Origin of the sequence: Burkholderia sp. BE12 (assembly GCF_002959955.1) — a bacterium.
Taxonomy (GTDB): Bacteria; Pseudomonadota; Gammaproteobacteria; order Burkholderiales; family Burkholderiaceae; genus Burkholderia.
In genome coordinates, this window is record NZ_PREY01000057.1 from 1 (window position 1) to 21,853 (window position 21,853).

The 21,853-nt window shown below is 71.3% G+C and carries 12 protein-coding genes; 8 read left to right on the top strand and 4 right to left on the bottom strand.

Going from position 1 to position 21,853, the window contains the following annotated elements; translation table 11 throughout:
• The first annotated feature begins 15 nt into the window (after nt 1–15).
• The 8 genes from C4B30_RS33995 (at nt 16) to C4B30_RS34035 (ending at nt 19,729) form a co-directional block, all read left to right on the top strand.
• Nucleotides 16–3,408: a maltotransferase domain-containing protein gene (locus C4B30_RS33995; RefSeq protein WP_027785985.1), complete on the top strand. Its 3,393-nt coding sequence runs from the start codon at nt 16–18 to the stop codon at nt 3,406–3,408.
• Nucleotides 3,408–6,818 carry a maltose alpha-D-glucosyltransferase gene (treS, locus tag C4B30_RS34000; protein ID WP_027785986.1) on the top strand — a complete coding sequence of 1,137 codons (3,411 nt, stop codon included), beginning with the start codon at nt 3,408–3,410 and terminating at the stop codon, nt 6,816–6,818. Before C4B30_RS33995 ends, treS begins: the two co-directional genes overlap by 1 nt.
• Entirely contained in the window at nt 6,815–9,022 is a 2,208-nt protein-coding gene (glgB, locus tag C4B30_RS34005) for a 1,4-alpha-glucan branching protein GlgB (protein WP_027785987.1), read from the top strand. Before treS ends, glgB begins: the two co-directional genes overlap by 4 nt.
• Nucleotides 9,023–9,054: 32 nt before the next feature.
• Nucleotides 9,055–11,169, top strand: a complete 2,115-nt coding sequence (gene glgX / locus C4B30_RS34010) for a glycogen debranching protein GlgX (RefSeq protein ID WP_027785988.1) — start codon at nt 9,055–9,057, stop codon at nt 11,167–11,169.
• A gap of 8 nt (nt 11,170–11,177) precedes the next feature.
• Entirely contained in the window at nt 11,178–13,049 is a 1,872-nt protein-coding gene (gene treZ / locus C4B30_RS34015) for a malto-oligosyltrehalose trehalohydrolase (RefSeq protein ID WP_027785989.1), read from the top strand.
• Nucleotides 13,046–15,277 (top strand): 4-alpha-glucanotransferase, encoded by a 2,232-nt coding sequence (gene malQ / locus C4B30_RS34020; protein WP_027785990.1) that lies wholly within the window; start codon nt 13,046–13,048, stop codon nt 15,275–15,277. Before treZ ends, malQ begins: the two co-directional genes overlap by 4 nt.
• Complete coding sequence (gene treY, locus C4B30_RS34025; protein WP_051421427.1) at nt 15,274–18,069, top strand: malto-oligosyltrehalose synthase; 2,796 nt, start codon at nt 15,274–15,276, stop codon at nt 18,067–18,069. Before malQ ends, treY begins: the two co-directional genes overlap by 4 nt.
• Nucleotides 18,070–18,478: 409 nt before the next feature.
• Entirely contained in the window at nt 18,479–19,729 is a 1,251-nt protein-coding gene (locus C4B30_RS34035; protein WP_027785991.1) for a phosphatidylserine decarboxylase family protein, read from the top strand.
• 22 nt (nt 19,730–19,751) lie between these two features.
• On the opposite strand, the gene C4B30_RS34040 is transcribed toward C4B30_RS34035, so the two are convergent.
• The 4 genes from C4B30_RS34040 to C4B30_RS34055 form a co-directional block, all read right to left on the bottom strand.
• Complete coding sequence (locus tag C4B30_RS34040; protein ID WP_089502427.1) at nt 19,752–19,988, bottom strand: hypothetical protein; 237 nt, start codon at nt 19,986–19,988, stop codon at nt 19,752–19,754.
• 256 nt (nt 19,989–20,244) lie between these two features.
• The gene (locus tag C4B30_RS34045; RefSeq protein ID WP_027785994.1) at nt 20,245–20,574 is read right to left on the bottom strand and encodes a DUF1488 domain-containing protein; all 330 of its coding nucleotides are present in this window, start codon (nt 20,572–20,574) and stop codon (nt 20,245–20,247) included.
• A 4-nt stretch (nt 20,575–20,578) separates the two neighbouring features.
• Entirely contained in the window at nt 20,579–21,127 is a 549-nt protein-coding gene (locus tag C4B30_RS34050; RefSeq protein WP_027785995.1) for a type 1 glutamine amidotransferase domain-containing protein, read from the bottom strand.
• A gap of 230 nt (nt 21,128–21,357) precedes the next feature.
• Nucleotides 21,358–21,723 (bottom strand): DUF3022 domain-containing protein, encoded by a 366-nt coding sequence (locus C4B30_RS34055; protein WP_027785996.1) that lies wholly within the window; start codon nt 21,721–21,723, stop codon nt 21,358–21,360.
• Nucleotides 21,724–21,853 lie beyond the last annotated feature (130 nt).

The window sequence follows — 21,853 nt, forward strand, 5'->3', positions numbered from 1 at the left end:
CGCCCGCCCCACGCCATGGACTCCACACCGCCGTTCGCTCCGCACCTCTACTTCTGCGACGCCCGCCTCGTGGGGCCGCTCGACGCGTGGCCGCGAACCTTCGCGCATATCGCCGGCATGGGCTTCGATCACGTGCTCGTCGGTGCATTCTGGGCCGCGAGCGTCGCCGGCTTTCCGCGCCACGTGGCCGATTTCCGGCGGCCGGCCCAGTCGTTCGCGACGCGTGCGAGCGCGCTCGAAACCTTCTCGCGGCTCGCGCAGCTTGCGAAGGGCCACGGGCTGCGCCTGCTGCTCGAAGTCGTGCCGGATCGCATCGCGCGCGAGAACCCGCTGCGCGCCGAGCATCCCGACTGGTACGTCGAGCACACGCACGACGACGCGCTGATCGATCCGCGCGGCACCGCGCACGCGCTGGACATCGCGCACGCGAACGCCGGCGATGAAGCGGCGCGCGACGCGCTCTCGGCATGGTGGTGCGCGCATCTCGCGACGTTCGCCGACGGGGGCGCGGCCGGCTTCCTGATCGACGCCCCCCATCATCTGCCGGCCGAATGGTGGCCCGGCTGGCGCGCGGCGCTGCGCCGTGCGCGCCCGGATGTCGCCGTGCTCGCCGGGGTGCCCGGCCATGCGCGCGACGCGCTCGCGCAGTTCGAAACCGCCGGGTTCGACGCGGTGTTTTCATCGGTGCGCTGGTGGGATCTGCACGCGCCGTGGTTCGCGGACGAACACCGGCTGCTGCGGCGCATCGGCGCGCCGATCGCGTTTCCCGATGCGCCGGACGGCCCGCGTCTCGCCGACGACTGGCCCGACGCATCGGACGACACCCTTGCCCGCGCGTATCGCCGCGCGCTCTGGACGGCCGCCGCCGTCGGCACCGGCTGGCTCGTGCCGATGGGCTTCGAGCGCGGCGTGACGGTGCCGCTGATGGCCCGCGACGCGGATGCCGAACGCTACCGCGCCGCATTCGAGCACGCCCGTTTCGACCTGTCGGGCGCGATCGCCAACGCAAATGCATGGCGCCGCGCCACGCCCGTCGTGGCGGCTCGCGGCGAAATCGCGCAACTGAGCGCGCCGGGCGCGAATGCGACCGTGCTGCTGCGCGGCACCGGGCCGTTGCTCGAACACGACGACGCGGCGTTGCTGATCGCGTTGAACCCCGATCTCGACGCGCCGGCCACGGTCGACCCCGCGACGATCCTGCCCGGCGTGCCCGGCGGCTTCACGCGCGTCGTCACGCAGGACGGCGCGCGAACGCATCCGCCGGCCGCGCTCGAGCCGTTCACGCTCGCGCCCGGCGCGTATGCGCTGCTGCACGCGTGGCAGGCGCCGCCCGTCACGACGCGCCCCGACGCTGCGCGCGAGCGCACCGTGCTGTCGGCGGCGCTCGCGGGCGACCGGATCGCGATCGAGCGCGTCGAGCCGTCGGTCGACGACGGCCGCTTCGCGATCAAGCGGGTGATCGGCGAGCCGCTCGTCGTCCGTGCGTCGATCTTCACGGACGGGCACGCGCATCTGGCGGCCATGCTCCAGTGGCGCGCCGCCGACGAGGACACCTGGCGCGAAATACCGTTCGAAGCCGAGCCGAACGACCGTTGGCATGCGCGCGTCATGCTCGACCGGCTCGGTCGCCATGAATTTCGGGTGATCGCGTGGCGCGACGACTGGGCGTCGCTGGTCACCGACATCGCGAAGAAGCGGGCGGCCGGCCAGGACGTGACGCTGGAGGTGCGCGAAGCGCAACTGCTGCTCGCGACCGCGCTGAAGCTCGCCGAGCCGGCCGATCCGCGCGCGGTCAAGCAGATGGAGCGGCTCGCCGCCGAGCTCAAGGACGCGTCGCCCGACGAGCGCCTCGCGCGGATCGGCGCGCCCGCGCTCGCCGATGCGTTCGCGGCGCTGCGCTACCGCCCGTTCGTCACGCACGACGCGACGACCTACCCGGTCGAGGTCGAACGCCGCAAGGCGCGCTTCTCGAGCTGGTACGAGATGTTTCCGCGCTCGGCGAGCGACGATCCGCACCGGCACGGCACGTTCGACGACGTGATCGGCCATTTGCCGCGCATCCGCGACATGGGTTTCGACGTGCTGTATTTCCCGCCGATCCACCCGATCGGCACGTCGGCCCGCAAGGGCCGCAACAACAGCCTGACCGCCGGCCCCGACGATGTCGGCAGCCCGTACGCGATCGGCTCACCCGACGGCGGGCACACGGCCGTGCATCCCGAGCTCGGCACGCTCGAATCGTTCCGCGCGCTGATCGACGCCGCGCGCGTGCACGGGCTCGACATCGCGCTCGATTTCGCGATCCAGTGCTCGCCCGACCATCCGTGGCTCGCCGCGCATCCGGGCTGGTTCGCGTGGCGGCCCGACGGCTCGCTGCGCTTCGCGGAGAATCCGCCCAAGCGCTACCAGGACATCGTGAACCCCGATTTCTACGCGCCGGACGCGCTGCCCGACCTGTGGCTCGCGCTGCGCGACGCGGTGCTGTTCTGGGTCGACGCGGGCGTGCGGATCTTCCGCGTCGACAACCCGCACACGAAGCCGCTGCCGTTCTGGGCATGGATGATCGCCGACGTGCGCGGCCGGCATCCGGACGTCGTGTTCCTGTCCGAGGCGTTTACGCGGCCGGGGATGATGTACCGGCTCGCCAAGGTCGGCTTCTCGCAGTCGTACACGTACTTCACGTGGCGCGAGTCGAAGCGCGACTTCATCGACTACCTGACCGAACTGACGGCCGGCCCCGCGCGCGAATTCTTCCGGCCGAACTTCTTCGTCAACACGCCCGACATCAACCCGCGCCACCTGCAGAACGCGCCGCGCTCGCAGTTCGTGATCCGCGCGGCGCTCGCGGCGACGCTGGCCGGCTCGTGGGGCCTGTACTCGGGCTTCGAGCTCGGCGAATCGGCGCCGCTGCCGGACAGCGAGGAATACGCGAATGCCGAGAAATACGAGCTGCGCGCGCGCGACTGGAGCAAGGCCGCGCACATCGGCACGGAAATCGCACGGCTGAACCGCGCGCGGCGCGATCACCCGGCGCTGCAGACTCATCTCGGGCTCACGTTCGTCGATGCCGACAACGACTCGGTGCTCGTATTCATGAAGGCGACGCCCGCGTTCGACAGCGTGGTGGTCGTTGCAATCAGCCTCGACCCGTGGCATCCGCAGGCCGCGAACTTCACGCTCGATGCGGCGCTGTGGCGCGGCCTCGGGCTGGTCGACGGCGAACCGCTCGATGCGCTCGAACAGGACGCCGCGCATGCGCAAACCTGGCGCGGCCGTCGCCAGTACGTCTCGCTCGATCCGCACGTGCGGCCGTACGCAATCTGGCGGCTCGCGCCGTCTCCGGGCGCCGCGCGGGCGGCGGCGCCCGCACCGGACGACGCCCGACACTCCTCGGGAGCCCACGGATGATGAAACGCGAAGATTCCCTCGACGACGTACGGCGCGCGCAGTTCCCGTCGCTCGCGCCGGCCGGCACGCCGCGCCGGCGCCGCGCGCGCCGCCGCGAACCCGCGCTCTGTGCGGACGATCCGCTGTGGTACAAGGACGCGATCATCTACCAGGTGCACGTGAAGTCGTTCTACGACTCGAACAACGACGGCATCGGCGATTTCCCCGGCCTGATCGCGAAGCTCGACTACATCGCCGAACTCGGCGTCGACACGATCTGGCTGCTGCCGTTCTATCCGTCGCCGCGCCGCGACGACGGCTACGACATCGCCGACTACCGCGACGTGCATCCCGACTACGGCACGCTGGCCGACGTGCGGCGCTTCATCCGCGAGGCGCACGCGCGCGGCATCCGCGTGATCGCCGAGCTCGTGATCAACCACACGTCGGACCAGCACCCGTGGTTCCAGCGCGCGCGCCGCGCGAAGCCGGGCTCCACGCATCGCGACTACTACGTGTGGTCCGATACCGACACGAAATACGCGGGCACGCGGATCATCTTTCTGGATACCGAAACGTCGAACTGGACCCACGACCCGGTGGCCGGCCAGTACTACTGGCACCGCTTCTATTCGCACCAGCCGGACCTGAACTTCGACAACCCGGCGGTCGTGCGCGAAGTGATCCAGGTGATGCGCTTCTGGCTCGACCTCGGCATCGACGGGCTGCGGCTCGACGCGGTGCCGTACCTGGTCGAGCGCGAAGGCACGAACAACGAGAACCTGCCGGAAACGCACGCGATCCTGAAACGGATCCGCGCGACGATCGACGCCGAGTATCCGAACCGGATGCTGCTCGCGGAAGCGAACCAGTGGCCGGAAGACGTGCAGGAATACTTCGGCAACGAGGACGAATGCCACATGGCGTTCCACTTCCCGCTGATGCCGCGCATCTACATGTCGATCGCGAGCGAGGATCGCTTCCCGATCCTCGACATCATGCGGCAGACGCCGGCGCTCGCGCCGAGCAATCAGTGGGCCGTGTTCCTGCGCAACCACGACGAGCTGACGCTCGAGATGGTCACCGATTCGGAGCGCGACCTGCTGTGGCAGACCTACGCGAGCGACCGCCGCGCGCGGCTGAATCTCGGCATCCGGCGCCGGCTCGCGCCGCTGATGGAGCGCGACCGGCGCCGCATCGAGCTGATCAATTCGCTGCTGCTGTCGATGCCCGGCACGCCGGTGATCTACTACGGCGACGAGCTCGGGATGGGCGACAACATCCACCTCGGCGACCGCGACGGCGTGCGCACGCCGATGCAGTGGTCGTCGGATCGCAACGGCGGCTTCTCGCGCGCCGACCCGGAAATGCTCGTGCTGCCGCCGGTAATGGGCTCGCTGTACGGCTATGACGCGATCAATGTCGAGGCGCAGACGCGCGATCCGCATTCGCTGCTGAACTGGACGCGGCGCATCCTCGCGACGCGCCGCGCATCGCAGGCGTTCGGGCGCGGCACGATCCGCTTCCTGCGGCCGGAGAACCGCAAGGTGCTCGCGTACCTGCGCGAGCTGGACGGCCACGAGCCGGTGCTGTGCGTCGCGAACCTGTCGCGCGCGTCGCAGGCGGTCGAACTCGACCTGTCCGAATTCGCGGGCCGCGTGCCGATCGAGATGACGTCCGATTCGCCGTTTCCGCCGGTCGGCCAGCTCCCGTATCTCCTCACCTTCCCGCCGTACGGGTTCCTGTGGTTCGTGCTCGCCGAGCATGGCCGCGAGCCGTCGTGGCGGCAGCCGCACGCGGAGCCGCTGCCCGAATACGTGACGCTCGTGATGCGGCGCGGCGATACGCGGCCGGACGTCTCGCAGCTGCACGCGCTCGCGCACGACGCGCTCGCGTCGTGGCTCGCGCGGCGGCGCTGGTTCGCGTCGAAGGATCGCGCGATCGGCGACGCGTGGCTGAACGTCGTCACGCCGGTGCCGGATGAATCGTTCCAGTATGCGGAGGCGTGGGTGTCCGCGAGCGACGGCCGCGTCGAACGCTATGTGGTACCGCTCGCGGCCGCCTGGGGCGGCGAGACGTCCCATCCGTTGTTCGCGCAGCTCGCCCTGGCGCGCGTGCGGCGCGGCCACACGGTCGGCTACCTGACCGACGCGTTCGCGCTGCCGGCGTTCGCGCGCGGAATGCTGCGCAAGCTGCGCGACGGCGCGACGGTGCCGACGTCCGACAGCGGCCGGCTCACCTTTCTTCCGGAAGACGCACTCGTCGGGCTGGACCCGGGCGACGACGCGGAAGTGCGCTGGCTCGCGGCCGAGCAGAGCAACAGCTCGCTCGTGATCGGCGACGCGATCGTGCTGAAACTCGTGCGCAAGGTCGCGCACGGCATTCATCCGGAAGCGGAAATGAGCCGGCACCTGACGCGCATCGGTTATGCGAACACCGCGACGCTGGCCGGCGAAGTCGTGCACGTCGATCCGGACGGCACGCCGCACACGGTCGCGATCCTGCAGCGCTACGTCGACAACCAGGGCGACGCATGGACGCGTTCGTTCGACTTCCTGCGTCGCGCGATCGACGAGCTGGCGCTGCCGGCCGCGGGCGATGGCGAGGCCGCCGAGACGGAGGAAGAGCCCGATGCGCTGCTCGGCTACGCGGCGTTCGCGGGCATCATCGGCACGCGGCTCGGCCAGTTGCACGTCGCGCTCGCGCAGCCGTCGGACGATCCCGCGTTCGCGCCGGAGCGCGCGACGCCCGAGCACGTCGACGGCTGGTGCGTGGACGCGATCGCGTCGTTCGAGCATGCGCTCGACGTGCTGCGCACGCGGCTCGACGCGCTCGATGCGGCCACCCGGGCGTCGGCCGACGCGCTGCTCGCGTCGCGCGACGCGGCCGTGCGGGCGCTCGGCGAACTCGTGCCGCGCACGCTCGATGCGCAATGCACGCGGATTCACGGCGATTTTCATCTGGGCCAGGTGCTCGACGTGCAGGGCGACGCGTTGCTGATCGACTTCGAAGGCGAACCGGCGCGCCCGCTCGAGCGGCGTCGCGCGAAATCGCATCCGCTGCGCGACGTGGCCGGCCTGCTGCGCTCGCTGTCGTACGTGAGCGCGACCGCGCAGTTCGCGATCGAAAAAGCGCCGCCGCAAGCCGCCGGCCGCAAGCGCGCGCTGTTCGACCGCTTCGGCCAGGCCGCCGCCGACCGCTTCGTCGAATGCTATCGCGCGGCCGCGGACCTCGCGCCCGCGCGCTTCGTCGACCCGCGCTACGCGGACCGCCTGCTCGCGCTGTTCCTGATCGACAAGGCGTCGTACGAGCTGTGCTACGAGGCCTCGAACCGGCCCGACTGGCTGAGCGTGCCGGTCGGCGGGCTCGCGGCGCTGGTCGAGCGCCTGCTCGGCGACGGCGCGCTGCCCGACGACGGAGGAAACCCATGACCGACACGCTGTTCGAACGCGCCGATATCGATGCACTGCTCGCCGGCCGCCATCCCGACCCGTTCGCGTGCCTCGGGCCGCACGAACAGGCCGACCGGATCGTCGTGCGGGCGCTGCTGCCCGGCGCCGAACGAGTACGCGCGCTGTCGCCGGACGGCGCCGAACTCGGCGCGCTCGCGTGCATCGATCGCGCCGGCTGCTTCGCGGGGACGATCGCGCACGACGGCGGCTGGCCCCATTACCTGCTCGCGATCGACTGGCCGAACGCGCACCAGGTGACCGACGACGCGTACGCCTTCGGCACGCTGCTCGACGACGCGGCGCTCGCGCGCTTCTCGGCCGGCGACCCGGCCGCCGTGCTCGACTGCCTCGGCGCGACGCCCGTGCGCGTCGGCGATACCGACGGCGTGCGCTTCGCGGTCTGGGCGCCGACCGCGCAGCGCGTATCGGTGGTCGGCGATTTCAACGGGTGGGACGGGCGCCGCCATCCGATGCGGCTGCGACGGCCGTCGGGCGTGTGGGAGCTGTTCGTGCCGGGCATCGGCGCGGGCGAGCGCTACAAGTACGAGCTGCGCGCGGCCGACGGGCGCGTGCTGCCGCACAAGGCCGATCCGTGCGCGCGCGCGACCGAGGCGCCGCCGCGCACGGCGTCGGTGGTCGCCGACGTCGCGGCGCTCGACGCGTTCGCGTGGCACGACGACGGCTGGATGCATGCGCGGCCGCGCACCGATCGCTATCGCGTGCCGTGGTCGATCTACGAGGTCCATCCGGAGTCGTGGCAACGCATCCCCGAGGAAATGGAGCGCAGCGCGACGTGGGACGAGCTGGCGGAGCGGCTGATTCCCTACGTCAAGGGAATGGGCTTCACGCACGTCGAATTCATGCCGATCGCCGAATACCCGTTCGGCGGCTCGTGGGGCTACCAGCCGCTCGCGCAGTTCGCGCCGTCCGCGCGCTTCGGGCCGGTGGACGGTTTCGCGCGGTTCGTCGATCGCGCGCATGCGGCCGGCATCGGCGTGATCGTCGACTGGGTGCCCGCGCATTTTCCGAACGACGCGCACGGGCTCGCGCAATTCGACGGCAGCGCGCTGTACGAGCACGCCGATCCGCGCGAGGGGATGCATCCCGACTGGAACACCTGCGTGTTCAACGTCGGGCGCACGGAGGTCGGCGCGTTCCTCGTCGCGTCGGCGCTCGCGTGGGCGCGCCGCTATCACGTCGACGGCATCCGCGTCGATGCGGTCGCGTCGATGCTGTACCGCGACTATTCGCGCAAGGAAGGCGAATGGGTGCCGAACGTGTACGGCGGCCGCGAAAACCTCGAATCGGTCGCGTTCCTGCGCCGGTTGAACGACACGCTGCACGGTGCGGACGCGCCGGCCGGCGTCGTCACCGTCGCGGAGGAATCGACCGCGTGGCCGGGCGTCACCGCGCCGACCGGCGACGGCGGGCTCGGCTTCGACTTCAAGTGGAACATGGGCTGGATGCACGACACGCTCGCGTATCTGCACGAAGACCCGATCCACCGCCGCTATCACCACGACCGGATGACGTTCGGGCTCGTGTACGCGTTCTCCGAGCGCTTCGTGCTGCCGCTGTCGCACGACGAGGTCGTGCACGGCAAGGGTTCGCTCGTCGCGAAGATGCCCGGCGACGCATGGCAGCGGCTCGCGACGCTGCGCGCGTATTTCGGCTTCATGTGGGCGCATCCCGGCAAGAAGCTGTTGTTCATGGGCAGCGAATTCGCGCAATGGGCCGAGTTCGCGCACGATGCGACGCCGCACTGGGACTTGCTCGACGCGCCCGCGCATCGCGGCGTGCAGCGGCTCGTGCGGGACCTCAACCGCGCGTATGCGGCCGAACCGGCGCTGCATGCGCTCGACTGCCATGCGGCCGGATTCTCCTGGCTGATCGGCGACGACCGCGACAACAGCGTGTTCGCGTTCGTGCGCCGCGACGATGCGGGGCGCCTGGTCGTCGCCGTCTGCAACTTCACGCCCGTGCCGCGCGCCGGCTATCGCCTCGGGTTGCCCGCGGCCGGCCAGTGGCGCGAACTGATGAACACCGATGCCGCGACGTACGGCGGCACCAACGCCGGCAACGACGGCGCCGTGTGGGCCGAAGCCGTGCCCGCTCACGGCGAGGCGTGGTCGGCGACCTTGCGCCTGCCGCCGCTCGCGACCCTGTGGCTGACACCTGCCTGATTTCCCGCGCCTTCGACACGGAGATCCGCCCCATGCCGACCGCCCTGCCTGCCCGTCTCGACCCTGGCCGCTGCTACCCGCTCGGCGCCACTTGGGACGGTCTCGGGACCAACTTCGCGGTATTTTCCGCGCATGCGCAGCGCATCCAGCTGTGCGTGTTCGATCCGACCGGCCGCAAGGAGCTCGCGCGCCTCGACCTGCCCGAATGCACCGACGAGGTGTGGCACGGCTACCTGCCCAACGCGCATCCGGGCACCGTGTACGGCTTTCGCGCGGATGGCCCGTACCAGCCGCAACACGGCCACCGCTTCAATCCGACCAAGCTGCTGCTCGACCCGTACGCGCGCAAGCTGGTCGGCCATTTCCGCTGGTCGGACGCGCTGTTCGGCTATCGCGTGCATTCGAACCGGGCGGACCTGTCGATCGACCGCCGCGATTCGGCGCCCGCGATGCCGAAGGCCGTGGTCGTCGACGAGGCGTTCGACTGGAGCACCGACCGCCGGCCGAACGTGCCGTGGCGCAGCACCGTGATCTACGAGACCCACGTGCGCGGCGCGTCGATGCGCCGCGCCGGGCTGCGCCAGCCGGAGCGCGGCACGTTCGCATCGCTCGCGCATCCGGCGTTCGTCGATCATCTGCTGTCGATCGGCGTGACGACGGTCGAGCTGCTGCCGGTTCATGCATTCCTGCAGCAGCGCGCGCTCGTGCATCGCGGGCTGCGCAACTACTGGGGCTACGACACGGCCGCGTTCTTCGCGCCGGAACCCGCGTACCTCACGACGCGACGGCTCGACGAAATGCGCATCGCGATCCGCCAGCTGCATGCGGCCGGCATCGAAGTGGTGCTCGACGTCGTCTACAACCACACGTGCGAAGGCAATCAGCTCGGGCCGACGCTGTCGTGGCGCGGCCTCGACAACGCGAGCTATTACCGGCTGCGGCCCGACGATCCGCGTTACCACGTCGACGAAACCGGCTGCGGCAACACGCTGAACATGTCGCATCCGCGCGTCGTGCAGATGGTGATGGACTCGCTGCGCTACTGGGCGACCGCCTTCAACATCGACGGCTTCCGCTTCGATCTCGGCGTGACGCTCGGCCGCGAGGATCACGGCTTCGAGCCGGGCGCGGGGTTTTTCGACGCATTGCGGCAGGACCCGGTGCTCGCGCAGCGCAAGCTGATCACCGAGCCGTGGGATCTCGGCCCCGGCGGCTATCAGCTCGGCCGCCATCCGCCCGGCTTCGCCGAATGGAACGACCGGTTCCGCGACACCGTGCGGCGCTTCTGGCGCGGCGACGCCGGACAGCGCCCGGAACTGGCCGCGCGGCTGTCGGGCTCGGCCGACCTGTTCAACCACGGGCGGCGCCGCACGTGGGCGTCGGTCAATTTCATCACCGCGCACGACGGCTTCACGCTGGCCGACCTCGTGTCGTATGCGGGCAAGCACAACGACGCGAACGGCGAGGACAACCGCGACGGCCGCGACGACAACTGCAGCGCGAACTGGGGCGCCGAAGGGCCGACCGACGACAAGGCGATCCGCGCCGTGCGAGGGCGCATCGCGCGCTCGATGCTCGCGACGCTGTTTACCGCGCTCGGCACGCCGATGCTCGTGGCCGGCGACGAATTCTGCCGCACGCAGCACGGCAACAACAACGCGTATTGCCAGGACAACGAACTGTCCTGGCTCGACTGGGAGCTGGCGCGCAGCGACGACGGCGTGCAGATGACGCGCTTCGTGTCGCGGCTCGCCGCGCTGCGGCGCATGTATCCGGTGATGTCGGCGCCGCGCTATCCGTCGGGCGACCGCGACGGCGCGCCGGGCATGCGCGAGATCGGCTGGTTCGACGAACGCGGCGACGCGCTCACCGTGCCCGCATGGGAAGACGGCGAAGGCCGCGCGCTGACGATGCGGCGTGTCGGCACCGGCCGCACCGGCCGCACCGAGGCATTGCTCGTGATGCTGAACGCATCGGCCGGGACCATCACGTTCAAGCCGCCGGCGCCCGTGCTCGAGTACCGCATCCTGGTCGATACCGCGACACCCGACGCCGGCCCGCGTTCGTGGCCGGAAACCGGGCTCGACGTCGCCGCGCACACGGCCGTGATCGCGGTCGCGGCCGTGCCGCCCGATCATCCTTCCTGAGGACCGCCATGACCACCCGTTCCGCCCGCCCCACCGGCACGCATGCATTCGAATCGTCGTTCGGCGCGACCTGCGTCGAGGCCGACCGCACGCGCTTCCGGCTGTGGGCGCCCGCGAGCCGTACGGCCGCCGTCGAGCTGCAGGACGAAGGCGGCCGAGCGATTCCGATGACGCCGGCCGGCGACGGCTGGTTCGAGACGGTCGCGCCGTGCGGCCCCGGCACGCTATATCGCTACCTGCTCGACGACGCGCTCGCGGTGGCCGATCCCGCGTCGCGCTTCCAGCCCTACGACGTGCTGGGCCCGAGCCAGGTCGTCGATCCGGCCGCGTACCGCTGGCGCCACGACGGGTGGCGCGGCCGCCCGTGGCACGAAACGGTGCTGTACGAGCTGCACGTCGGCGCATGCGGCGGCTACGCGGCCGTCGAGCGGCGGCTGCCGTCGATCGCCGAACTCGGCGTGACCGCGGTCGAACTGATGCCCGTCAATGCGTTCCCCGGGGCGCGCAACTGGGGCTACGACGGCGTGCTGCCGTTCGCGCCCGATGCGTCGTACGGGCGGCCCGAGGAGCTGAAATCGCTGGTCGACACCGCGCACGGGCTCGGGCTGCAGGTGTTCCTCGACGTCGTGTACAACCATTTCGGCCCCGAAGGCAACCTGCTGCCGCGCTACGCGCCCGATTTCTTCCGCGCGGACCAGCAGACCGCGTGGGGGCCGGCGATCGACTTCTCTCGGCCGCAAACGAGCGCGTTCTTCATCGACAACGCGCTGTACTGGCTCGACGAATACCGTTTCGACGGGCTGCGCATCGACGCCGCGCACGCGATCGACGACGACGCGTGGCTGCGCGAACTCGCGCGCCGCGTGCGCGCGTACGCGGGCGACGCGCGCCACGTGCATCTCGTGCTGGAGAACGAGCGCAATACCGCGAGCCTGCTCGGCCCCGGCGGCTTCGACGCGCAATGGAACGACGACTTCCACAACAGCGCGCACGTGCTGTTGACCGGCGAGCGCGACGGCTACTACCGCGCGTACGCCGACGCGCCGCTGCGCCATTTCGCGCGCACGCTCGGCGAAGGCTTCGCGTATCAGGGCGAGCCGTCGCCGCTGCGCGACGGCGCCGCACGCGGCGAGCCGAGCACGCATTTGCCGCCGACCGCGTTCGTCGCGTTCCTGCAGAACCACGACCAGATCGGCAACCGTGCGTTCGGCGAACGGCTGCGCGCGCTCGCGAACGACGACGCCGTGCGCGCGGCGACCGCGCTGATGCTGCTCGCACCGTCGATTCCGCTGCTGTTCATGGGCGAGGAGGACGGCAGCACGCAGCCGTTCCAGTTCTTCACCGACTATCGCGGCGCGCTCGCCGACGCGGTGCGCGACGGCCGGCGCCGCGAATTCGCCGCGTTTCCCGCATTCGCCGACGCCGCGCACCGCGACGCGATTCCCGACCCGAACGACATCGCGACGTTCGTGCGTTCGTCGTCGCACCACCCGCCCGACGAGTCGTGGCCCGACGCGGCCGCCTGGCGCCGCTTCTACCGCAGCGCGCTGGCCGTGCGCGCGGCGCTCGTGATCCCGCATCTGGCCGGTGTGCGGTCGCTCGGCGTCGACCTGCTCGCGGGCGACGGCGACCCGCAGGCGCTCGTCGCGCGCTGGCGTCTCGGCGACAGCAGCACGCTGACGATCGCGCTGAATCTCGGGTCGCACGACGCGGCGCTGCCCGGGCTGCCGGTCGGCAAGATCGTGTTCGAGACGCCGCCGCGCGCACGCGACCGGCTGCCGGGCCGGCAATTGCCGCCGCGCGCGTGCATCGCGTGGCGCGACGGCGCGGTCAACCAGGATGCGCGGCAGCACCGCGCGAACGGACGGAGCGCATCATGACGACCGACGTTCCGATCACGGCGCTCGCCCGTGCGGCCGGGCTGGAACCCGAATGGACCGACGCGGGCGGCGTCGCTCGGCGCGTGGACGACGACGCGCTCGTCGCGCTCGTCGATGCGCTCGGCTGGCCGTGCGGCACCGCGATCCAGCGGGTCGACAGCGCGGCGGCGCTCGCCGACGCGAACGCGGCGCCGCCGCGCGTCGTGACCGGCGACGCCGGCCTGCCGCTGACGCTGCCCGCGACCGTCGCGTCGCCGGGCGCGCGCTTCCGGATCTCGCTCGAAACCGGCGGGCACGTGGACGGGCGCGTGGGCGGCGCGGGCGAACACGGCACGCTGCCGCCGCTCGCGATGCCGGGCTATCACGCGCTCGACGTCGGCGAGCAGCGCATCGGCTTGGCGATCGCGCCGCCGCGTGTGCAGCCCTTCGACGCGTTCGCACGCGGACGCGACGCGGGCCGCTGGGGTATCGCCGCGCAGCTCTACAGCCTGCGCCGCACCGGCGACGACGGCGCGGGCGACTACACGGCACTCGCGCGGCTGGCCGCGCAGGCGGCGCGCCACGGCGCGCAGGCGGTGGCGATCAGCCCGACGCATGCCGGCTATCCGGCGCTCCCCGCGCACGACAGCCCGTATTCGCCGTCGTCGCGACGCTGGCACAACGTCGCGTATCTCGACTGCGACGCGGTACCGGGCGCCGATGCCGCGCCTCGCGCATCCACGGCCACGGCCGATACCGCGTTGATCGACTGGCCGCGCGTGCTGCCGGCGAAGCTGCGCCGCCTGCGTGCGTGCTTCGACGCGTGGCGCGCCAGCGACGACCCGTCGCGCGACACGTACCAGCGTTTTCGCGCGGCGGGCGGCGCGGCGCTCGACGCGCATGCGCGCTTCGATGCGCTGCAGGCGTTCTGCATCGAGCACGGGATCGGCGCGGACTGGCGGCAGTGGCCCGCGCCATGGCGCATGCCGGGATCGGCGGAAGTCGACGCGTTCGCGCACGCGCATGCCGACACGATCGCATTCCACACGTTCCTGCAATGGTGCGCGTCGCGCGCGCTCGGCGACGCGCAGCACGCGGCGCGCGGCGCGGGCATGGCGACCGGGCTGATCGCCGATCTCGCGGTCGGCTCGGATCGCGCCGGGAGCGACGCGTGGGCGCACGGCACGACGCTGCTGCGCGGCGTGTCGCTCGGCGCGCCGCCGGACCTGTTCAATGCGGCCGGCCAGGCGTGGGGCGTGACGACGTGGACGCCCGATGCGCTGCGCGCGGACGGCTTCATGCCGTTCATCGAGCTGCTGCGCGCCGCGTTCGCGCACGCGGGCGGCATCCGCATCGATCACGTGCTCGGCTTCGCGCGGATGTGGATCGTGCCGGACGGCGGCTCGCCGCGCAGCGGCGCGTACCTGCGCTATCCGCTCGACGATCTGGTGCGGCTCGTCGCGCTCGAGGCGGCCCGCCATCGCGCGATCGCGATCGGCGAGGATCTCGGCACCGTGCCGGCCGGATTGCGCGAACGGCTCGGCACGCAAGGTGTCGCGGGCATGCGCGTGCTGTGGTTCGAGCGCGATGCGAATGGCGCGTTCCGGCCGCCGTCCGCGTGGGATCGCCATGCGATCGCGACGACCTCGACGCACGATTTGCCGACCGTGGCCGGCTGGTGGCGCGGCATCGATCTCGGATGGCGGCGCATTGCAGCCGAGGCCGAAGCCGAAGCCGCGAGACGACGCGACGCAACGCAGCCGGGCGACGTCGGCGCACCGGCGCCGGACGACGCGAGCGCGCACGATTCGGACGAGATCGTGCAAAGCATGGCGTTCGGACACGACACCGTGCAGCGCCCCGAACCCGGCCCCCCGACGCCTCCGCGGGCCTCGTCTGCCGAGCTGCTCGCCGCTCATGCGGAACGCGCCACCGAGCGCGCGGCGCTGTGGCACGCGCTGCAGGAGGCCGGCTGCGTGCCGGCCGGCGCCGCGATGCCGCCGGCCGACATGCCGCCGGTGACCGCGATCCTCGGATACGTCGCGAGCAGCCCGTCGCCGCTCGCGCTGCTGCCGCTCGAGGATCTGCTCGCGCTCGACGCACAGCCGAACCTGCCGGGACCGCCGTGCGGCCATCCGAACTGGCGACAGCGGCTGCCGCGCACGATCGACACGCTGTTCGACGCCGACGTGCGCACCCGTATCGCCGCCGTCGTGCACGCGCGCCGCGCGCGGAGGCACGGCCCATGACCCCACGCGCGACGCTGCGGCTACAGCTGCATGCGGGCTTCACGTTCGACGACGCGGCCGCGCACGCCGACTACTTCGCGCGGCTCGGCGTCAGCCATCTGTACCTGTCGCCGGTGTCGACGGCCGAACCGGGCTCGCTGCACGGCTACGACACCGTCGACTACGGCGCGCTCGGCGCGGAACTCGGCGGCGAAGCCGGCTTCATGCGGCTCGTCGACGCGCTGCGCGCGCGCGGCCTCGGCATCATCGTCGACATCGTGCCGAACCACATGGGCGTCGGCGGGTCGTCGAACGGCTGGTGGAACGACGTGCTCGAATGGGGACCGGCGAGCCCGTACGCGCGCACCTTCGACATCGACTGGCATCCGCCCGACCCGGCGCTCGACGGCAAGGTGCTGCTGCCGTGCCTCGGCGCGCCGTACGGCGATGCGCTCGCGGCCGGCGACATCACGCTGCGCGCCGATCCGGCCGCGGGCCGCTTCACCATCGCGTGCCCGGGGCGGCGGCTGCCGGTTGCCGTCGCCACTTACGCGGAGATCCTGCGCATCGCGAACCGCGCGGACCTGAACGCGCTCGCCGAGCGCTTCGACGCCGCGCCGCCACGCGACAGCGCGCGGCTCGCCGCCGCCCACGCGGCGCTGCGCGACCATGCGAGCGCGCACGGCCCGCACGCGCTCGACGCGGTATTGCGCGGCGCCGACCCGCGCCGCGCGCGCTCGCGCGCGTGCCTGCATCATCTGCTCGAACGCCAGCACTACCGGCTCGCATGGTGGCGCACGGCCGCCGACGAGCTGAACTGGCGGCGCTTCTTCGACATCGCGACGCTCGCGGCCGTGCGCGTCGACGACGACGCCGTATTCGACGCCGTTCATGCGCTGCCGCTGCGCCTCCATGCGGCCGGGCTCGTCGACGGCGTGCGCGTCGATCACGTCGACGGCCTCGCCGATCCCGGCGCGTATTGCCGCCGGCTGCACGCGCGGCTCGCCGCGCAGCGCGACGCGCGGCCCTACGTCGTCGTTGAGAAGATCCTCGCGCCCGGCGAGGCGCTGCGCACCGACTGGGCCGTCGACGGCACCACCGGCTACGACTTCATGAACGACGTCGGCGCGCTGCTGCACGACCCGGCCGGCGCCGAACCGCTCGCCGCGCACTGGGCGGCCGTATCGGGGTCCACGCGCACGTTCGCGCAGGAAGCCCTCGACGGCAAGCGGCGCGTGCTGATGCGTCAGCTCGCCGTCGAGCATGCCCGGGTCGCGCGGTTGCTGCACGGGATCGCGCGGGCCTCGCCCGCGACGCGCGACGTCAGCCGAATCGCGATCCAGCGCATGCTCGGCGAACTCGCGGTGCGGCTGCCCGTGTACCGGATGTATCCGGCGCCGGGCGACGAACCCGCCGACGCCGACCGTCGCGTCCTCGCGCACGCGTACGACGGCGCGTACGCGGCGCTCGATCCGGCCGACCGGTTCGCGCTCGAGCGCGTCGCCGCGTGGCTCGGCTTGCCGGTCGTGCGCGTGCCGCGCGCGAACGCCGATGCGCTGGTCGCGGCGCGTGTCGCGTTCGCGCAGCTCACCGCGCCGCTGGCCGCGAAGGGCGTCGAGGATACGGCCAACTATCGCTATGGCCGGCTGCTGTCGCGCAACGAGGTCGGCGCCGACGCCGGCGACTTCAGCCTGTCGCGCGGCGCGTTCCATGCGCGCAACCGGCGCCGCGCGCGCACCGTGCCGCACGGGCTCGTCGCGACGGCCACGCACGACCACAAGCGCGGCGAGGACGCGCGGGCGCGGCTCGCGGTGCTGAGCGAGACGCCCGATGCGTGGCGCGCGGTGTCGCTCGACTGGTCGGCGCTGAACCTGCCGCATCGCGGCGGCGCGCACCGCGACCTCGCGTGGACGCCCGGGCCGGCCGCCGAGGCGATGCTGTACCAGACGCTCGTCGGCTGCTGGCTGCCGGCGCTCGCGCCCGACGATGCGGCCGGGCTCGCCGCGCTCGCGACGCGCGTCGTGCAATGGCAGACGAAGGCGCTGCGCGAAGCGAAGCAATACACCGACTGGCTCGCGCCCGAGCCGGATTACGAGCGCGGCTGCGAAGCGTTCGTTCGCGCGATCCTGACGCCGCGCGGCGCCGGCGATTTTCCGCATCGGCTGCACGCGTTCGTCGCGCGGATCGCGCCGGCCGGCGTCGTCAACAGCCTGACGCAAACCGCGCTGCGGATCGCGTCGCCCGGCGTGCCCGATCTGTATCAGGGTACCGAGTCATGGGATCACTCGCTCGTCGATCCGGACAATCGGCGCGACGTGCCGTTCGCGACGCTGGCAGCGCAATCGGTCGACGGACCGGTCGCGTCGTATCTGCCGACGTGGCCCGATGCGCGCGTGAAGCGCGCGCTGATCGAGCGCATGCTCGCGCTGCGTGCGCGATGGCCGGCCACGTTCGCGGACGGTGCGTACGTTCCGCTGCGTGTGCGCGGCAAGCTCGGGCGGCATGCGGTGGCGTTCGCGCGGTGCGACGACGCGGCCACCGTGGTGGTGGTCGCGACGCGGCTCGCGTGCCGGTTGCTGGGCGAAGCGCCGGCGTTGCCGCGCGTGGAGCCTCGGGAATGGGGCGATACGGCGGTCGTGCTGCCGCGCGGCGTTGAAGGGCCGTGGATCGACTGGTTGAATGCGGGGGATGCGATCGATGCGCCGGAAGGTGCGCTGGCGCTCGATCGCTATCTGGGCGGGTTACCGGTGGCGGTGCTCGTCGCGGCGTCGGCGGCGGGTCAGGATCGGCCCCGACACGCGCGCGGCCAGTAGTTCACTCCCCCGGATCGGCCGGCCAGTAACGGCCCCCTCACGACCACTCTTCCGGCGGCATCTCGCCGCTGTCGTCCTCCCACAGCGGCTTCCTTGCCTCTTCTTCTCCGCGGCTCGGCGTCACCGGCCCGTTCCCGCTGTCGTTACCGCGCCCGGCTTGCCGCGCGCCGTCGCGAGACGCCGCCGGACGTGCTCGCGTGCGCGTCGGCGTCACGGTTCGCTGTCCGTTGCGGCGGCGTTCGTCCGTCGCGCCCGCGTCGTTCGTCTGTCGTGCATTCGAAGCTGTAGCCATTTTTCTCTCCTGAGTCATCGAAGGAAACCGGTCGTCCAGAACGCAGCAATTTCGGTGCCGTCCGTCGGGCAAGCGTCTTGCTACATCGATTCGACCGCAACCGTTCCGGAGGTGACGATGCCGACGAATCGCAACACGCCGCCCGCCACACGCCGCCGTCTCGGCGGATGGATGGCCACCGAGGAATCTCACATGGCCGCGTTCCGCGAAAAAATGGCGAGCGAAGCGCGCGCGCATGCCGGCGAGCGCCTGCGCACGCCGGCCGTGCAGGAACTCGCGCGGCTGTTCGACGACAACGCCGTGCTGCACATGAGCCTGACCCGCGCAATCGACGAAGCGCGCGAATCGGGATACCGGCTCGGCTACGCGTCGATCGGCGAGCTGATGACCGTGCTCGACCATCTGATGACCTACACGCCGCCGTTCAGCGAGGAAAGCCTGATCGTGTGCCCGCTGAACGCGTTCTTCGACTGGCCGATGTGCATGCCGTCCGGCCACGCGGTGTTTCGCGACGCGGCCGTCAACGCGCAGTTGAAACGCGTGCTGAACGTCTGGTGCGACTTCCTCGGCGGCCCGCATTCGCGCGCGCATCTCGACACGTCGGCGCCCGACGGCTGGTTCTGCGACGCAGCGCGCAAGCGCCTGGGGCTGTCGCAATTCCAGTATCGCGAAGACCAGCCGCACTGGGGCTTCGATTCGTGGAACGACTTCTTCACGCGCCGCTTTCGCGACGGCGCGCGGCCCGTTGCGGCGCCCGACGATCCGCACGTGATCGTCAGCGCGTGCGAAGCCGCGCCCTATCACACCGAAACCAACGTGAAGCTGCGCGACACGTTCTGGATCAAGGCGCAGCCGTATTCGCTGCGCGACCTCTTCACGCCCGCATGGCTGTCGCTCGCCGAGCGTTTCGTCGGCGGCGACGTCTACCAGGCCTACCTCAGTGCGTACAACTACCATCGCTGGCATGCGCCGGTGCGCGGCGTCGTCACGCATGCGTATCGGGTGGACGGCACGTATTACTCGGTCGCCGAAGCGGAAGGCCCGGACCCGGCCGGGCTCAACGACTCGCAGGGCTACACGACGGCGGTCGCCGCGCGCGCGGTGGTCGCGATCTCGAGCGACGATCCCGGCATCGGCACCGTGGCGGCCGTGTTCGTCGGGATGGGCGACGTGTCGTCGTGCGTGATCGAGGTCGTGCCGGGCCAGCGCGTCGACAAGGGCGACGAGATCGGCTACTTCCAGTTCGGCGGCTCGACCTACTGTCTACTGTTCGAGGCCGGCGTGATCGACCGCTTCCTGCACGCGCCGCCGTTCGAAGGCCAGCCGCCGGTCGTGCAGGTCAACGCATCCGTCGCGATCGCGCGGTGAGTGCCGCGCGCGGCCCCGTGCGTCACGCGTCGGTGATGTCGATCGCACGGGGCTCGTCGGCGTCATGACGCTGCACGCACCGCAGGACCGACAGTCCGTCGGCCGTCAATGCGGGCCGGTGCGCGCCCGATGCGTCGTCGCGCTGCATCACGATCAATTGTTGTTCGACGAGCGCGACGACGTCGTCGCGGTCGATCTGGATCTGTTCCGGTGCGTGATGCACCAGGAACAGCGCGGCAAATTCATGGGCGGTCAGCATGCTCGTTTCCCCGTTGGCGGCTACGCACGACGCGACAGCGGCGTCGCATCGGCAGGCGGCGCGAAGCGTGCGCCGGCGACGTTACGAGCACGCACGGATCGTGCCAATCCGCGTGATGCGAGCGGCGTCCGTGCGGTGCGCGCGCCGCGCGATGTGGCACCCGACGGCGCGTTCGAGCCGCTGCAAAGTTTTCAACGGCATGTAAGGGCGGGCGAGCGACGATGGCAGAAGAAACGCTGCGGCAAATGCAATCCCCTCACGACTGCCGCTGGCGAAACAAGCCCGCCCGCGCGCGCCCGTCCGGCGCACGGAAATACCCGCTATGCAGCACCACGTCGTGGTTGCCGCTGGCCAGCACGTCCGCGCATGCGGCTTCGATGCGCGCGCGGCCGCGCTCGAACGCATCGCGCAGGTCGGCTTCCAGCGCGGACCGCGCACCGAAATGATCCTCCAGCGCCTCGACGGTAATCGCGCAGGTCTGCGGCGCGCCATCGACGTCGACGACGAAGCGCAACTGCAGCGCCGCGCCGTCGAACGTCGGCGGTTCGTCGGTGAGCGTCACGGGGCGGGCGGAATCGGCCGGCATCGGCTCATGCCCCCCGCGCTGCGAGGCGCTCGACCAGCGCGCCGTTGAACGCGGGCAGATCGGCCGGCTTGCGGCTCGTGATGAGGTTGCCGTCGCGCACGACTTCCTCGTCCACCCACTTGCCGCCCGCATGACGGATATCGTCCTGCAGGCTCGGCCAGCTCGTCATCGTCTTGCCCTCCACGAGCCCGGCCGACACGAGCAGCCAGCCGCCGTGGCAGATCGCCGCGACCGGCTTGCCGGCGCCGACGGCCGCCGTCACGAATTCGCGCGCGGCCGGCAGCATCCGGATCGCGTCGCCGTTCACGACGCCGCCCGGCAGCACGACCGCGTCGTAGTCGCCTTCGCGCGCATCGTCGAAGGTGCGGTCGACCCTCACGCGCTCGCCCTTGTCGACGTGCCGGAAACCCTGGATCTCGCCGCGCTTCTGCGAAATCACGTCCACCTGCGCGCCTTCGGCCGCGAGCGCGCGCTGCGGTTCGACGAGCTCGGCTTCCTCGAAGCCGTCGACCGCGAGAATCGCTACCTTGCAATGATCCAGCCTGCCGCTCATGAATGCCTCCGTGGATAGGGAATAAGGGAGTACACGGTGTGCCGTGCCTGTCGTGCCGTCATGCAGCAATCGCCGTTCCGGCCGCCCGCGTGTAGCGTGGCGTCCATCGGGGAACGACCCGCGATCGGGGGGATAGGCGCCCCGTGGCCCGGTCAGTCCGTATCAACACCGGCCCGGCTGCAAAGATTTCAACGTGATGTAACGCGATGCCGTGCGTCGATCCGACGCGATTACTGCAGATGGCGTGCCGCATCGAGCATCGAGTCGGTCAACTCGATGGTCAGCGTCAGGTTCTCGTCGGTATCGGGCAATTGCTCGAGCGTCTGCTGCACGGCGTCGTGCAGCATCGCGTGCACACGCATCCGCGCGCCGTCGTCGAGATCCGCGTAGCGTTCCATCGTCGAGCATTCGAGCGCAAGCACGACCGAATGTCGGGCCGCTTCCGGCGGCGCCTCGACGGCATTCGCCCACGCCGCATGAAACATGACCCTGCCCGTTTCGACGTCCACGTGGACCGTCGTGTCGAGATCGTCCGTGTCGACTGCATCGTCGTCGATCTCGTCGTGCTCCAGGAAAATCCGGGAATTCGATTGCATGATGTCCTCCTGCGTGGTGGCGGCGCGCCCATGCCGGGAACCGCGCCGCCATCGCGCCGTGCCGGCCGCGCCGGCACGACACCGTCACTTACCGCTGGAACCGCCGCCGGCGGCCCCGCCGCCGCCCGAG

What these genes read in the sequence shown, in the direction of transcription:
- C4B30_RS33995 (WP_027785985.1), top strand. Translation starts at nt 16, where the DNA reads ATGGACTCCACACCGCCGTTCGCTCCGCACCTCTACTTCTGCGACGCC.
- treS (WP_027785986.1), top strand. Translation starts at nt 3,408, where the DNA reads ATGAAACGCGAAGATTCCCTCGACGACGTACGGCGCGCGCAGTTCCCG.
- glgB (WP_027785987.1), top strand. Translation starts at nt 6,815, where the DNA reads ATGACCGACACGCTGTTCGAACGCGCCGATATCGATGCACTGCTCGCC.
- glgX (WP_027785988.1), top strand. Translation starts at nt 9,055, where the DNA reads ATGCCGACCGCCCTGCCTGCCCGTCTCGACCCTGGCCGCTGCTACCCG.
- treZ (WP_027785989.1), top strand. Translation starts at nt 11,178, where the DNA reads ATGACCACCCGTTCCGCCCGCCCCACCGGCACGCATGCATTCGAATCG.
- malQ (WP_027785990.1), top strand. Translation starts at nt 13,046, where the DNA reads ATGACGACCGACGTTCCGATCACGGCGCTCGCCCGTGCGGCCGGGCTG.
- treY (WP_051421427.1), top strand. Translation starts at nt 15,274, where the DNA reads ATGACCCCACGCGCGACGCTGCGGCTACAGCTGCATGCGGGCTTCACG.
- C4B30_RS34035 (WP_027785991.1), top strand. Translation starts at nt 18,479, where the DNA reads ATGCCGACGAATCGCAACACGCCGCCCGCCACACGCCGCCGTCTCGGC.
- C4B30_RS34040 (WP_089502427.1), bottom strand. Translation starts at nt 19,988, where the DNA reads ATGCTGACCGCCCATGAATTTGCCGCGCTGTTCCTGGTGCATCACGCA.
- C4B30_RS34045 (WP_027785994.1), bottom strand. Translation starts at nt 20,574, where the DNA reads ATGCCGGCCGATTCCGCCCGCCCCGTGACGCTCACCGACGAACCGCCG.
- C4B30_RS34050 (WP_027785995.1), bottom strand. Translation starts at nt 21,127, where the DNA reads ATGAGCGGCAGGCTGGATCATTGCAAGGTAGCGATTCTCGCGGTCGAC.
- C4B30_RS34055 (WP_027785996.1), bottom strand. Translation starts at nt 21,723, where the DNA reads ATGCAATCGAATTCCCGGATTTTCCTGGAGCACGACGAGATCGACGAC.